Genomic DNA, 14014 nt, shown 5'->3' with positions numbered 1-14014 from the left:
CTTTGTCAGATCCGGGACGAATGACCGGGTCGGGGCCGTGGTCGTAGAACCAGTCGTAGAACCAAAGGATGAGCGGGCAGCGTCTGCGAAGAAGGGGCCGGGGGGCGAATGAACCATGCCAAGCCGTGACATAAAGCCGTCTCAGCGGGGTGACCATTCTGTGATCCATCCAGGGAAGGCGACCCTTGCCCACGTAGCATGGCCGGTGGGTCAAGTGGCCGGCACGCCAGTTCCGAGCCGACGCCTCGAGGGAGGTCCGAAGCAGTGACCAGCCAGGTCAGTAGCCCGGCCGAACAGGCCGATTCCGCCGCGTCAGCCGAGCAGGGCGAGACGTCAGCCGTCGGGGAGCAGCGTAAACCCGGTGGCGTCAAGGAAGTCCGCCGCCTCGACCGGGTGATCATCCGGTTCGCCGGCGACTCGGGTGACGGCATGCAGCTCACCGGGGACCGCTTCACCTCCGAGACGGCCTCCTTCGGCAATGACCTGTCCACGCTGCCGAACTTCCCCGCTGAGATCCGGGCGCCCGCGGGCACCCTGCCGGGCGTGTCGAGTTTCCAGCTGCATTTCGCGGACCACGACATCCTCACCCCCGGCGACGCGCCCAATGTGCTGGTCGCGATGAACCCGGCCGCGCTCAAGGCCAACCTGGCCGATGTGCCGCGCGGCGCGGAGATCATCGTCAACACCGACGAGTTCACCAAGCGCGCGATGGCGAAGGTCGGCTACGAGGCCAGCCCGATGGACGACGGCACCCTGGAGGCGTACAGCGTCCACCCGGTGCCGCTCACCACGCTCACCGTCGAGGCGCTCAAGGGGTACGGGCTCTCCCGCAAGGAGGCCGAGCGCTCGAAGAACATGTTCTCGCTCGGCCTGCTGTCCTGGATGTACCACCGGCCCACCGACGGCACCGAGACGTTCCTGCGCAAGAAGTTCGCGAAGAAGCCGCTGATCGCCGAGGCCAACGTCGCGGCCTTCCGGGCCGGCTGGAACTTCGGCGAGACCACTGAGGACTTCGCGGTCTCCTACGAGGTGCAGCCCGCGACCTCGGCCTTCCCGGCCGGCACCTACCGCAACATCTCCGGGAACCTCGCGCTGTCCTACGGCCTGGTGGCCGCCGGCGCGCAGGCCGATCTGCCGCTCTACCTCGGCTCGTACCCGATCACCCCGGCCTCGGACATCCTGCACGAGCTGTCCAAGCACAAGAACTTCGGCGTCCGCACCTTCCAGGCCGAGGACGAGATCGCGGCCATCGGCGCGGCGCTCGGCGCGGCCTTCGGCGGCCAGCTCGCGGTCACCACCACCTCGGGCCCCGGCGTCGCGCTCAAGTCCGAGACGATCGGGCTCGCGGTCTCGCTGGAACTGCCGCTGCTGGTCGTCGCGATCCAGCGCGGCGGGCCTTCGACCGGCCTGCCGACCAAGACCGAGCAGGCCGACCTGCTCCAGGCGATGTACGGCCGCAACGGCGAGGCCCCGGTGCCGATCGTGGCCCCGCAGACGCCCGCCGACTGCTTCGACGCGGCGCTGGAGGCGGCCAGGATCGCGCTCACCTACCGCACCCCGGTCTTCCTGCTCTCCGACGGCTACCTGGCCAACGGCTCGGAGCCGTGGCGCATCCCGGAGGTCGACGAACTCCCCGACCTGCGCGTGCAGTTCGCCACCGGCCCGAACCACACGGACCCGGACGGCACCGAGGTCTTCCGGCCGTACAAACGCGACCCGAAGACCCTCGCCCGCCCGTGGGCCATCCCCGGCACACCGGGCCTCGAACACCGCATCGGCGGCATCGAGAAGCAGGACGGCACGGGCAACATCTCCTACGACCCGGCCAACCACGACTTCATGGTCCGCACCCGGCAGGCCAAGATCGACGGCATCGAGGTGCCCGACCTGGTCGTCGACGACCCGGCGGGACCGGACGGGGCGGGCGCCGACACCCTGGTGCTCGGCTGGGGCTCCACCTACGGCCCCATCACCGCGGCCGTCCGCCGCACCCGCGTCGCCGGCGAGCGGATCGCCCAGGCGCATCTACGCCATATCAACCCCTTCCCGCGGAATCTCGGCGAGGTGCTGCGGCGTTACGACAAGGTGGTCGTACCCGAGATGAACCTCGGTCAGCTCGCTCACCTGCTGCGCGCGAAATACCTGGTCGACACCCGTTCCTTCACCCAGGTGACGGGTCTGCCGTTCAAGGCCGAGCAGCTCGCAGATGCGCTCAAGGAGGCCATCGATGCCTGAGATGACGACGGAGAAGCCCAGCATTGAGGCACTTTCACTGGTGCCCAAGGCTGACGCCAAGCAGTCCATGAAGGACTTCAAGTCCGACCAGGAAGTGCGTTGGTGCCCCGGCTGCGGTGACTACGCGGTCCTCGCCGCCGTGCAGGGCTTCATGCCCGAGCTCGGTCTCGCGCGGGAGAACGTTGTCTTCGTCTCCGGGATCGGCTGCTCCTCCCGCTTCCCGTACTACATGAACACGTACGGGATGCACTCCATCCACGGCCGCGCCCCCGCCATCGCGACCGGTCTGGCCTCCTCGCGCCGCGACCTGAGCGTCTGGGTGGTCACCGGCGACGGCGACGCGCTGTCCATCGGCGGCAACCACCTCATCCACGCGCTGCGGCGCAATGTGAACCTCAAGATCCTGCTGTTCAACAACCGGATCTACGGCCTCACCAAGGGCCAGTACAGCCCCACGTCCGAGGTCGGCAAGATCACCAAGTCGACCCCGATGGGCTCGCTGGACGCGCCCTTCAACCCGGTCTCGCTCGCCATCGGCGCCGAGGCCAGCTTTGTGGCCCGCACCGTCGACTCGGACCGCAAGCACCTCACCTCGGTGCTGCGGGAGGCCGCCGCGCACCCCGGCACCGCGCTCGTCGAGATCTACCAGAACTGCAACATCTTCAACGACGGCGCGTTCGACGTGCTCAAGGACAAGGACAAGGCCGAGGAGGCCGTCATCCGTCTGGAGCACGGCGAGCCGATCCGCTTCGGCGCGCCGCTCGCGGACGGCCTCGGCTCCAAGGGCGTCATCCGCGACCAGGCCACCGGCGACCTCAAGGTCATCGACGTCGCGGCCGAGGGCGCCGGCTCGGTGCTGGTGCACGACGCGCACGCCACCTCGCCGACCACCGCCTTCGCGCTCTCCCGGCTGGCCGACCCCGACACCCTGCACCACACCCCCATCGGGGTGCTGCGCAGCATCCACCGGCCGGTCTACGACACGGACATGGCCGACCAGTTGGAGCGGGCCGTCGAGCAGAACGGCAAGGGCGACCTGGCGTCGCTGCTCGCGGGCAGCGACACGTGGACGGTGGTGGGCTGACCCGGCGTCGCCGTCTGTACGACCCGTACGACCCGTACGACCCGTACGACCCGTACCGCCTGCACGACCTGCACGCATGACGCGGCCCGGACCTGAGCGGCTATCGGGTCCGGGCCGCGTCGTCGGGTCCGCGCTGAAGGCCTGAACCGACTCGGGCCCTCCCCAGGGCTTCACCCGCTCCCTCCCCGCCTGTCAGGACCGTATGGCGATACGGAAATGACAGGCGGGGCCGTGCGGCGATACTTTCATCGGGCCGTCGTACACCGGGGAGGGTCCGTTGAATTCGCCCAGCGAACACCGCACAGGCCTGGCCTACGGATTCACCGCCTACGGTCTGTGGGGCCTCTTCCCGCTCTACTGGCCGCTGTTGGAGCCGACCGGCGCGATCGAGATCCTCGCCCACCGGATGGTCTGGTCCCTCGCGGCGGTCGTGCTGGTTCTGATCGTCATGCGCCGCTGGTCCTGGATAGGCCCGCTGCTCCGGCAGCCCAAGCGCCTCGCGCTGATCGCCCTCGGCGCCGCCGTCATCTCGGTCAACTGGGCCATGTACATCTGGAGCGTCAACTCCGGACATGTGGTCGAAGCCGCCCTCGGCTACTTCATCAACCCGCTGGTCAGCATCGCGTTCGGGGTGCTGGTGCTGCGCGAGCGGCTGCGGCCCCTTCAGTGGACGGCCGTCGGCGTCGGAGTGGCCGCCGTGCTCGTGCTGGCCATCGGCTACGGCCGGCCGCCGTGGATCGCGCTCACCCTCGCCTTCTCCTTCGGCTCGTACGGCCTGATCAAGAAGCGGGTCGGCCTCGACGGCCTGGAGTCGCTCGCCGCCGAGACCGCGCTGCAATTCCTGCCCGCGCTCGGCTTCCTCATCTTCCTGGGCGCCCGAGGCGGCTCCACCTTCACCGACACCGGCCCCGTACACGCCCTGCTCCTCGCGGGCACGGGCGTCATCACCGCCCTGCCCCTGATCGCCTTCGGCGCGTCGGCGGTACGGCTGCCGCTCTCCACGATCGGCCTGATGCAGTACCTCGCGCCGACCTTCCAGTTCGTGCTCGGCCTGGTCGTCTTCCACGAGGAGATGCCGCCCGAACGCTGGGCGGGCTTCTCGCTGGTCTGGCTCGCGCTGGCGCTGCTCACCTGGGACGCGCTGCACAACGCGCACCGGTCGCGGGCGGCGTTGCGGGTTGCGACGTCGGCGGCGGTCGCGGGGGCGGTTCCGGAGGTGGTTCCGGAGGTGGTTCCGGAGGTGGTTCCGGAGGTGGTTCCGGAGGCAGCGGTTCCTGACGCCGCCCCGTCGGGATCAGCACCCGAACCGGAAGCGCTGCGCGGCTGAACGCGGCAGGTCAGCCGTCCTCCGCCACCTCGCGTGTCAGACCGGTCCGCTATAACTGGCTGCACCAGCGCGGACTCGGCCGCGCCGACGACGGGAGTCAGCCATGGCAGTGCACTGGAAACTCGTGATCGACGCCGCCGACCCGCACCGGCAGGCCGACTTCTGGGCCGCCGCGATGGGCTACGAGGTCGAGGACCACAGCGCGCTGATCGCACGACTCCTCGGCTTCGGCGCGGTCGACGAATCCGCCGTCACCGAACACGCGGGCCGCCGCTCCTGGCTCGACCTGGTCGCCGTACGGCACCCCGACGACCCGTACGACCACGACACGGGCGTCGGCGCGGGCCGCCGGCTGCTCTTCCAACGCGTGCCGGAGCCGAAGACCGTGAAGAACCGGCTGCACATCGACCTGCACCCCGAGCCGGGCACGCGGGAGGACGAGACGACACGGCTGGAGGGCCTGGGCGCGACGGTCCTGCGCCGGGTCAAGGAGCCGGCCGGCGCGTGGACGATCATGTCGGACCCTGAGGGCAACGAGTTTTGCGTGCATTGAGGAGTGGCGGGCGCGGGGAGTCAACTGCCGTTCCACCAAAGGGTGATACGGCGACGACCGGACCGAAGGGATTTTTCGCGTACACCCGCACGACACGCAAATGACGCCTATACGCTCTGGTGCCTCCAACGGAAAAGGCACCCCCACATGACGCAGACCTCCGCTCGGAAACTCACCTGCCGCATGCTGCTCGCCCTGGCCGGCGCGGCGGCCATGACCGTGCCGGCCGCAGCCACCACCGCGAGCGCCGCCGAGGCCGCCCCGCGCCGCGGCTGCGTGGTCGTGTACTTCGACCTCGGCGAGACGCTGGTGCACACGGCCGACGACAACAGCGTGCGCTACGTGCCGCGAGCCGCCGAGCACCTGCGCGCGCTGCGCGCCCGCCACATCCCCGTCGGCCTGATCACCAACGTTCCGTCCGCCTGGGGCGCGACCGACGCGGCGCGGGCGGCGGAGCTGAAGAAGGTGATCGGCAAGGACTGGAAGGGCTCCGGCCCGTTCGCCTGGGCCGACTTCGGCGACCGCATCTTCACCCCCCGGACCGAGGCGGAGCGCAAGCCGGCACCCGCGTTGTGGGACCGCGCCAGGCAGGCCGCCGGGCGCTGCCGGGTGGTGTACGAGGCGGAGACGACCGGGGAAGTGCGGACGGCCCGCTCCCTCGGGTACGTCGCCTACCAGGTGAACCGGCCGTCCTGGCCCGCGTACATGCCGGTCCCGCTGATCGCGGCGCTCGCACACATCCCCCATCGGTAGCTGACGCCCGACCGCCGCCCGCTGCCTGGAGCACGTGCGCCGGGCAGCGGGCGGCGCGTGTCGAACCTCGGGCTCCGGCGGCGGGCGGCGCGTGTCGAGCCTCGGGCTCCGGGCGGCGGGCGGCGAACCCCCGGCGTCGGGCCCCCGGCGTCGAACCCCGGGCGTCGAGCCTCTCGATCCGCCGCTCCCAACGACCGCCCAGCGGACACCGCCCCACCCCGCTACGGCTGAAAACCGTCATCCTGCGCGAGCCGCCTCCCCCGCAGCCGCAGCGCCCCCGACGCCCTCCGCCCACACCCCCGCGCCGGGCCCGTCATCGCTCTCACCAGCGATATCGCGCCCCCGACGCGACATCCCGCGCTCAGCGGCGAACGCTCGTGCGGCGCTCTGATGGTCGATATTCGGCGGACCGTGTCCGATTCTCGCCTTGACGAAGAGTCAACTTCAGCCCCAACATCAGCCTCGCGTCACACAGCTCGTTCCGTCCTGACCCCGTTCGGAAGCCGGAGCCCCACATGTCATCCATGTCGTACGTGTCATCGCGCACCGTCGGACGCACCCCCCGAAGATCCTGGCCCCGCAAGGTCGCGACCGCGACCGCCGCGGCCGGAGCGATCGTCGGGCTGCTGGTCTCGGGAAGTGGCCCAGCCTCCGCCGCGCAGCCCCACGCACCGTCCGCCGCGCCGCCCGCGACCACCCTCGCGGCGCCGGACATACCGCTCGCCAACGTCAAGGCGCATCTGACCCAGCTCCAGTCGATAGCCACCGCCAACAGCGGCAACCGCGCGCACGGCCGGGCCGGCTACAAGGCGTCGATCGACTACGTCAAGGCCAAGCTGGACGCCGCCGGGTTCACCACCACGCTCCAGCAGTTCACCTCCAGCGGCGCCACCGGCTGGAACCTGATCGCGGACTGGCCGGGCGGCGACCCGAACCATGTGGTGTTCGCCGGGTCGCACCTCGACTCGGTCACCGCCGGCGCCGGGATCAACGACAACGGCTCCGGGTCCGCGGGGGTGCTGGAGACGGCGCTCGCGGTGTCCCGTGAGGGGCTGCAGCCGACGAAGCACCTGCGGTTCGGCTGGTGGGGCGCGGAGGAGCTGGGCCTCGTCGGGTCGAAGTACTACGTCAACAACCTGCCGAGCACCGAGCGCGCCAAGATCGACGCGTATCTGAACTTCGACATGATCGGCTCGCCGAACCCCGGCTACTTCGTCTACGACGACGACCCCCAGGTCGAGACGTTGTTCAAGGACTTCTTCGCCGCGAAAGGCGTGCCGACCGAGATCGAGACCGAGGGCGACGGCCGCTCGGACCACGCTCCGTTCAAGAACGTCGGCGTCCCCGTCGGCGGCCTGTTCAGCGGAGCGGACTACACCAAGACCGCCGCCCAGGCGCAGAAGTGGGGCGGCACCTCGGGCCAGCCGTTCGACCGCTGCTACCACTCCTCGTGCGACACCACGGCGAACATCAACGACACCGCCCTGGACCGCAACAGCGACGCCATCGCGCACGCGATCTGGACGCTGGGCACCGGAACCACCCCGCCGCCCGGCACCAGCTTCGAGAACACCGACAACGTCAATGTGCCCGACGTCGGCGCAGCCGTGGAGTCCCCGATCGCGGTCACCGGGCGTACCGGCAACGCGCCCAGCGCGCTGAAGGTGGGCGTGGACATCAAGCACACCTACCGAGGTGACCTCGTCGTCGACCTGGTCGCGCCGGACGGGACCGCCTTCCGGCTGAAGAACTCCAGCTCGTCGGACTCGGCGGACAACGTCATCGCCACCTACACCGTCAACGCCTCCGCCGAGGTCGCCAACGGGACCTGGAAGCTGCGCGTACGCGATGTGGCCGCGCAGGACATCGGCTTCATCGACAGCTGGAAGCTCACCTTCTAACCGGCCCACCATCCTGCGGAACGCTCCACGCCGGCATACGCCTCGATGACGTGGCGTGGCCTGTTCCCCCCTCTGCTTCGCCGTTGGTGACGCGGAGGGGGGAATCTGGCTACGCGTCAGCGACGTGACGCTCCGCCTCCTGCCGGGAGTCCTCAGCGATGCCCAGAAGCTCGTGCACCACATGCCTGAGTGCGCGCACATGGGCGTTGGCCGCGACGAGCCCTCCCCGGGGGCCGACGGCCTGCCTCCACTGCGCGCTGAGGACAGCGTCCTGGCACCACTTCCGGGTGGGAGAACCATCCCCGAACCGCTCCGCGCGCGCTTCGGCGTAGGGCAGCAGAGTCGTGACGTACTCGTTGAGCTTCCACGCCATCCGCGTGAGATCGCTCTCCCGCGCCAGCGGTCCGAGAGTCAACTCCTGCGCGGCGGCAATGGTCTCCCGTACCTTCTCGGCGTCGTAGCCGGACTCACTGATCACGACTCGGTGGGGAGCGATCGTCTGCCCGTCGGGGACCGCGATGGTGCACCACGTGCGGGTGCCGTCGTCGCTGATACCCCACCGGTCGGCGAGCGTCGCCACGAGGAGCATGCCCCGGCCGCTTTCGTCGTCGGGTGTCGGCATGCGGACGTGCGGCCGTGTCGGCGATCCGTCGTCCACCTCGATTCGTACCTCCTGGGCGCTGTAGGAAAGCCGGACGCCGACGGTTGCGCTCTGCCCGTACCGGAAGGCGTTGGTGACCAGTTCGGTCAGTAGCAAACCGGCGGTGTCCGTGAGGTGGGGCAGACCCCATATGCGCAGTCGCGCGTGGCTGATGCGTCGGATCCGGCCGGGCCACAGCATCTCGTCACGGGTCATTTCCGTGCCGGGTTTGGACGTGCGTTCGAGGCTCACTTCTACCCCGTCGAACGCCGATGCTCGGCTGGCGTCCATGCCCCCATCGCCGCATCGTTCCGCAATGATCATCTCGCTCGGTGCAGTGCGAGTCATAGCTCATTCCTCCGCAGCTCAGGGGGTGCCGATGCGCGCGCCTCTCACTTTCAGAGGCCGGATCGCATACAACGCTCTCCACGTTTACGTCGGCTCAACTACCGTGATGGCAATGCCGGTTCGACTGCAATCGAAACCTCACTGAAATTTCTGCGAGAGCCACATTGGACTATGCAGAGACCTGTGCAAAAGGCTGCGGAGCAAGCACAGGAGTGCAACACTCAGCGCAGGGTGGTACTCGACCTGCACAGAGGCATGGAGTGGTGCACAGGTGGCAGCGAAACGTGGAATGACCGGAAGGCGACTGGAGCTCGGCATCCAACTGCGGCAGTTGCGCGAGAACTGCCCGCCCGTCGAGGAGTCCAGGTCCCGAGGCATGACCCGCAGGGCAGCGGTAAAGGGGCTCAAAGCACTATCGGAAGCCTCGCTCCTGCGAGTCGAGACCGGCGAACTCAACTTCCGGCGCAACGTGGGTGACCTACGTACTCTCTTGAAGCGGTACGGCGTCACCGACGAAGCACTGATCAGCCAGCTGGTGGAGCTCAACCGCGACACCGGCAACGAGGATTGGCTGACCCAGTACCGCAGTTCCATGCCGACAGGCATGCCGCACTACGTGGGCCTTGAGGCAGAGGCCACCCTGATCAGCGCTTATCACCCGACCGTGGTCTACGGGCTGCTCCAGACGGAGCGGTACGCGAAGGCGCTCTTCGAGGTGCAGCGGCCCGTCGAGGACAACACCAGCGAGTTCATCACGCGCAATGTGGACCTTCGCATGGAGCGGAAGAAGAGAGTGCTGACGCGCGAGGAGCCCGTGCAACTCCGCGTCATCCTCGGCGAGGCAGCCCTTCGGATCCCTGTAGGCGACGCCGACGTGATGGTTGAGCAGTACAACGAGATCGTCAGGTTGGCGAAAGCAGACCACATAAAGATCCAGGTACTGCCCTTCAAACGTGGGTATCGGGCGAGCAACGACTTCGCCATTCTCAACCTCGGTGAGCTGGGAGCCCGTGTGCAGACCGACAACGCTTGGGGTGCTGTCTCCACCTCGGACAAGTCCCGAGAAGTGGACCGGTTCACTCGGCGGTTCGACACGATGGTGGGTTTGTCCCTCGGCATCGAAGACACCATCGAATTCCTGGAACAACTAGCGCGAAGGTAGACAGTCATCAACACTCACATCGCAGCCAACGAACTCGCGCCTGAGGGCGCCTGGAGCAAGTCGTCGTACAGCGACGGCACCGGCAACAGTTGCGTCGAAATCGCGGACCTCATCGCTCAGCGCAACGCAGTGGCAATCCGGGACTCGAAGGACAAGTCGGGACCAGCCCTGACCGTGTCGCCCGCAGCCTGGTCAGCGTTCGTGGGCTTCGCCCGATCCGGTCACGCTGACTTCGGCACGGTCGACAACTGATCCCGCACCACTCAAACCAAACGGCCCTCCTCAGCCAAATCGAGGAGGGCCGTTCCGTGTTGCCGCTCTACCCTGCCGGTGGCCCGATCCATGCCCGGCGACATCACGGCCGTGCCTCAGACCGTGGCCGTTGGTGACGCGGAGGTGGGGAAGGTGGCTTTCGCCGAGCGGTTGGTGAGCGTGGGAGTCGACTTGACCAACAGCGCCGGTATCACCGGCGGGGCCTGGTAGCTGGTGGAGCGACTTTCGGAGTGAGGAGCGGGGCCGGCGGCCCGCGGCGTCAGCGGACGGTGAAGGTGCCCTTCATGCCCTGGTCGGCATGGCCGCCGATGCCGCACTTGAAGGTATAGGTGCCGGGCTTGGCCAGGGTGAGGACGGCCTCGCCGGTCGCGTCGGGCTTGACCGGGGCGACTTCCCCGACCTCGGTGCCGTCAGGGCCGAAGACCTCCAGCTCGTGCTCGGTCTTGCCCTTGTTCTCCAGCTTGAACTCGATCTTCTCGCCAGCCTTGGCGGTGAAGCCCTTGAGGCCTTCGAGGGCGAAGTCGCTCGCTTCGACCTCGACCTCGCGGTCGTAGGCGGCCTCGTCCTTCTTGTCCTCGTCGCTCTTCGTGCCGCCGGCGACGGTGAGCTTGCTGCGGATGCCGTCGCCGCGCTGGCCGGGCTTGCAGGCGATCTCGTAGGTGCCGCCGCTCAGGTCGACCTGCAGGTCGCGGGAGGTGCTGGGGCCGATGTTCTCCACCTCGCCGACGACCTTGGTGTAGGCGCCGTCGTGCTCGCCGTAGACGTAGACCTCGGTGGTCTGGTCGCCCTTGTTGGTGACGGCGAAGGTTGCCTTGCCGGCGGGCAGGTCGGCCTTGGCAACGTCACAGGTGGTGTCGGTCGCGGTGATGGCGATCTTCGCGGCGCCGTCCTTGGCGTCGGTGTCGCCGCCGCAGGCGGCCAGCAGCGGAAGGGCCAAGGCAGCGGCGCCGGCGAGAATGAGCGAGCGGGAGGAAGGCATGCGGAATCTCCGAACGTACGAACAAGGGGGACGTGAGAAAGCGGGGAACTGCGAGCGGTTACTGCTGTGCGGCCGGCGCGGTGCTGTCCGCAGGCGATGCGGCCTCGGCGCGGCTGGGCAGGAAAAACAGCGTCATGACGGGGAGGATGTAGATCAGCCAGGCGGCGACCTCCAGCCAGGTGGAGGCAGGGCTGAAGTTGACGGTGCCCTTCAGGACAGTGCCGTACCAACTGCTGGGCGGGATCGCGCTGGAGACGTCAAAGGCCAGGGCGTCGACACCGGGGAGGATGTCGGCTTCCTGCAGATCGTGGACGCCGTAGGAGAACACGCCGGCGGCGACGACGACCAGGGCGGCGCCGGTCCAGGTGAAGAACTTGGCGAGGTTGACCTTGATCGCGCCGCGGTAGAAGAGGTAGCCCAGGATGACGGAGCTGACCAGGCCCAGAGCCGCACCGAGAACGGGGTCGGCGCTCTGACCGGCGGCCTGCACCGCGGTCCAGATGAACAGTGCGGTCTCCAGCCCTTCGCGGCCGACCGCGATGAACGCGGTCAGAGCCAGGGCCGCGGCGCCCATGGCGAGCGCGGCGTCGAGCCTGCCGTGCAGTTCGGCCTTCAGGGACCGGGCCGTGCGGCGCATCCAGAAGATCATCCAGGTGACGAAACCGACCACGACGATGGACAGGGTGCCGCCGAACGCTTCCTGGGCCTTGAAGGACAGGTGAGAGGAAGTGAAGGTCAGGACCGCGCCGAAGGCGAGGCTGAGGGTCACGGCGATGGCGACTCCGGCCCAGATGGGGCGGAGCCGGTCGCGGTGACCGCTCTTGACCAGGTAAGCGATGAGGATCCCGACGACGAGGGAAGCTTCCAGGCCCTCGCGCAGGCCGATGAGGTAGTTGGCGAACACGGCTGAACTCTAACCGTGAATTAGGTGAGCCTTGCCTAACGGAACGGCGGCGATTGGGTCACCGTACGGATGGCCGCGGCGCAGCCGATTCGCGAAGAGCCTCGGCCTGCGGATCGACCCGCAGTGGGTCGAGTCGACTGATGCGGATGGACCGGGACGGCTCGGGGCCCGATCCATGCCCCGCGACATCACGGCCGTGCCTCAGACCGTGATGTCGCGGGTCGTGAACCGCGCCCAGGCCGCCGAGCCGAAGACCGCCACGTACAGCGCCTGGAGCCCCAGGTTCCTCATCAGCTCGTCCCAGTAGACCGGCTCGCGCAGCAGGTCCGCGAAGCTCAGCCAGTAGTGCGAGAAGAGATACGGCTGGACCGCGTGCAGCTGCGGGATCACGTCCAGGATCTGCACGGTGATCAGCAGCCCGATGGTGGTCGCCATGGCCGCGATGCCGCTGTTGGTGAGCGTGGAGATGAAGATGCCGAGCGCCGCGATGCCGGTCAGCGAGGCGGCTACGACGAGCGCGATGGCCACGGACCGCAGCAGCCCCTCGGAGAACGGGACCGTGACGCCGGAGATGAGCGTGACATCGCCCAGCGGGAACAGCAGCGCGCCGGTCAGCAGCGCGGAGAGCGCCACGACGAGCGTCGCGACCAGGCAGAAGGTCATCGTCGTCGCGTACTTGGCGAGCAGCAGCCGACTGCGGCCCGCCGGGGCGACCAGCAGATAGCGCAGGGTTCCGGCGCCGGCCTCGCCCGCGACGGCGTCCCCGGCGATCACCCCGATGACCATCGGCAGGAAGAACGGCAGCGTCGCCGCCAGCGAGGTGAAGACCAGGAACAGTCCGTTGTTGGTCACCTGCGCGATGAAGGCCGGACCCTCGCCGCCTCCGCCGCCGGCCGAACCGCCGTCGCTGGTCTCGATCTTGACCGCGAGGCCGACCAGCACCGGCACGGCCGCGAGCACCCCGAGCAGCGCGAGCGTCCGCCAGCGCCGGAAGGTCGTGCCCAGCTCACTGCGGAAGAGGGCCAGCGCCCAGAGCGGGCTGGGGCGGCGGGGCGCGGCGGGGAGCGGGGGGAGCGCGGCCCGCCGTACGGGCTTCGGCGGGCCGGGAGCGACCACGTCGGGTGCGCTTGCGCCGGGTGCGCCCGCGCCGGGTGGTGCACTTGCGCCTGGCACCCCCGCGCCGGGCACGCCGGCCACCGCCCCGTCCTCCCCCGTCCCCGCCGCCCGTGACATCTCAGCCCGCGACATCGAAGCCCTCCCCCGTCAGCGCGACGAACGCGTCCTCCAGCGAGGCGCGTTCGGTGCCGAAGGCGCGGACCCGTACGTCGGCCCGCACCAGTGCGGCGTTGAGATCGGCGAGGTCGGGCGGGTCCACTGCCGGCAGTTCGCCGGTGATCCGGTCGTCGAGGACGACGAGGTCCGTCACTCCGTACTCCTTGAGGATCCGCAGCGCCTCCGCCGGGTCGGGGGTGGTGACGGCCAGCCGGCCGCGCACCCCCGCCGCGAGGTCGGCGACCGAGCCCTGGGGGATGAGGCGGCCCTGAGCCATCACGGCCACATGCGAGCACACCTGCTCGATCTCGTCGAGGAGGTGCGAGGAGAGGAAGACGGTGCTGCCGCCGGCGGCCAACTCCCTTACCAGGGAGCGGATTTCGCGCATGCCCTGCGGGTCGAGGCCGGTCGTCGGCTCGTCGAGTACGAGGAGTTCGCGCGGCTGGAGCAGCGCTGCGGCGAGGCCGAGCCGCTGTTTCATGCCGAGCGAGTAGGCGCGCGCCTTCTTGCCCGCCGCGGCGGCCATCCCGACCCGGTCGAGGGCCTGCCCGACGCGGGCGGCGCGGGTGCGCGGGTCGGCGGT

Annotated in this window: 13 protein-coding genes; 8 read left to right on the top strand and 5 right to left on the bottom strand. The window is 69.1% G+C overall.

The features are described from left to right. Positions 1 to 264: 264 nt before the first annotated feature. The 6 genes from QMK28_RS21685 to QMK28_RS21660 all read left to right on the top strand — a co-directional run bounded on the left by QMK28_RS21685 (position 265) and on the right by QMK28_RS21660 (position 7853). Positions 265 to 2235, top strand: coding sequence for a 2-oxoacid:acceptor oxidoreductase subunit alpha (locus QMK28_RS21685; protein WP_326440513.1), 1971 nt, complete (start codon positions 265 to 267; stop codon positions 2233 to 2235). After that, positions 2228 to 3319 (top strand): 2-oxoacid:ferredoxin oxidoreductase subunit beta, encoded by a 1092-nt coding sequence (locus QMK28_RS21680; RefSeq protein WP_326440511.1) that lies wholly within the window; start codon positions 2228 to 2230, stop codon positions 3317 to 3319. Before QMK28_RS21685 ends, QMK28_RS21680 begins: the two co-directional genes overlap by 8 nt. Positions 3320 to 3596: 277 nt before the next feature. Then, positions 3597 to 4646, top strand: a complete 1050-nt coding sequence (gene rarD, locus QMK28_RS21675) for an EamA family transporter RarD (protein ID WP_326440509.1) — start codon at positions 3597 to 3599, stop codon at positions 4644 to 4646. Positions 4647 to 4749: 103 nt separating this feature from the next. Further along, positions 4750 to 5199, top strand: a complete 450-nt coding sequence (locus QMK28_RS21670) for a VOC family protein (protein ID WP_326440507.1) — start codon at positions 4750 to 4752, stop codon at positions 5197 to 5199. Positions 5200 to 5346: 147 nt separating this feature from the next. Then, the gene (locus tag QMK28_RS21665) at positions 5347 to 5952 is read left to right on the top strand and encodes an HAD family hydrolase (RefSeq protein WP_326440505.1); all 606 of its coding nucleotides are present in this window, start codon (positions 5347 to 5349) and stop codon (positions 5950 to 5952) included. Positions 5953 to 6476: 524 nt separating this feature from the next. Then, on the top strand, positions 6477 to 7853 hold the full coding sequence (locus QMK28_RS21660; RefSeq protein ID WP_326440589.1) for a M28 family peptidase: 1377 nt from the start codon (positions 6477 to 6479) through the stop codon (positions 7851 to 7853). 109 nt (positions 7854 to 7962) lie between these two features. Here the strand turns inward: QMK28_RS21660 and QMK28_RS21655 are convergent, their stop codons facing one another. Next, complete coding sequence (locus tag QMK28_RS21655; RefSeq protein ID WP_326440503.1) at positions 7963 to 8784, bottom strand: DUF6415 family natural product biosynthesis protein; 822 nt, start codon at positions 8782 to 8784, stop codon at positions 7963 to 7965. A 328-nt stretch (positions 8785 to 9112) separates the two neighbouring features. Between QMK28_RS21655 and QMK28_RS21650 the strand changes: the two genes are divergently transcribed. Together QMK28_RS21650 and QMK28_RS21645 are read left to right on the top strand one after the other, a co-directional pair. Then, complete coding sequence (locus QMK28_RS21650; RefSeq protein ID WP_326440501.1) at positions 9113 to 10003, top strand: helix-turn-helix domain-containing protein; 891 nt, start codon at positions 9113 to 9115, stop codon at positions 10001 to 10003. Between the two features lie 6 nt (positions 10004 to 10009). Continuing rightward, positions 10010 to 10255 carry a DUF397 domain-containing protein gene (locus tag QMK28_RS21645; protein WP_326440587.1) on the top strand — a complete coding sequence of 82 codons (246 nt, stop codon included), beginning with the start codon at positions 10010 to 10012 and terminating at the stop codon, positions 10253 to 10255. Between the two features lie 280 nt (positions 10256 to 10535). On the opposite strand, the gene QMK28_RS21640 is transcribed toward QMK28_RS21645, so the two are convergent. The 4 genes from QMK28_RS21640 to QMK28_RS21625 form a co-directional block, all read right to left on the bottom strand. Beyond that, complete coding sequence (locus tag QMK28_RS21640) at positions 10536 to 11255, bottom strand: cupredoxin domain-containing protein (protein WP_326440499.1); 720 nt, start codon at positions 11253 to 11255, stop codon at positions 10536 to 10538. Between the two features lie 58 nt (positions 11256 to 11313). Next, entirely contained in the window at positions 11314 to 12159 is an 846-nt protein-coding gene (gene efeU, locus QMK28_RS21635; protein WP_326440497.1) for an iron uptake transporter permease EfeU, read from the bottom strand. Positions 12160 to 12360: 201 nt separating this feature from the next. Then, positions 12361 to 13392: an ABC transporter permease gene (locus tag QMK28_RS21630; RefSeq protein WP_443050790.1), complete on the bottom strand. Its 1032-nt coding sequence runs from the start codon at positions 13390 to 13392 to the stop codon at positions 12361 to 12363. A 1-nt stretch (position 13393) separates the two neighbouring features. Beyond that, the coding region (locus QMK28_RS21625; RefSeq protein ID WP_326440493.1) for an ABC transporter ATP-binding protein at positions 13394 to 14014 on the bottom strand (621 nt) is incomplete at its 5' end.

Origin of the sequence: Streptomyces sp. H27-D2, from assembly GCF_035828615.1 — a bacterium.
Lineage (GTDB): Bacteria > Actinomycetota > Actinomycetes > Streptomycetales > Streptomycetaceae > Streptomyces.
The sequence above is the reverse complement of the archived record's forward strand: the minus strand, read 5'-3'. Positions and strand labels throughout refer to the sequence as shown.

Excerpts from the sequence above, each read along its gene's own strand:
- QMK28_RS21670 (WP_326440507.1), top strand. The coding sequence starts at position 4,750 with ATGGCAGTGCACTGGAAACTCGTGATCGACGCCGCCGACCCGCACCGG.
- QMK28_RS21660 (WP_326440589.1), top strand. The coding sequence starts at position 6,477 with ATGTCGTACGTGTCATCGCGCACCGTCGGACGCACCCCCCGAAGATCC.
- QMK28_RS21630 (WP_443050790.1), bottom strand. The coding sequence starts at position 13,392 with ATGTCACGGGCGGCGGGGACGGGGGAGGACGGGGCGGTGGCCGGCGTG.
- QMK28_RS21655 (WP_326440503.1), bottom strand. The coding sequence starts at position 8,784 with ATGGACGCCAGCCGAGCATCGGCGTTCGACGGGGTAGAAGTGAGCCTC.
- QMK28_RS21680 (WP_326440511.1), top strand. The coding sequence starts at position 2,228 with ATGCCTGAGATGACGACGGAGAAGCCCAGCATTGAGGCACTTTCACTG.
- QMK28_RS21665 (WP_326440505.1), top strand. The coding sequence starts at position 5,347 with ATGACGCAGACCTCCGCTCGGAAACTCACCTGCCGCATGCTGCTCGCC.
- QMK28_RS21640 (WP_326440499.1), bottom strand. The coding sequence starts at position 11,255 with ATGCCTTCCTCCCGCTCGCTCATTCTCGCCGGCGCCGCTGCCTTGGCC.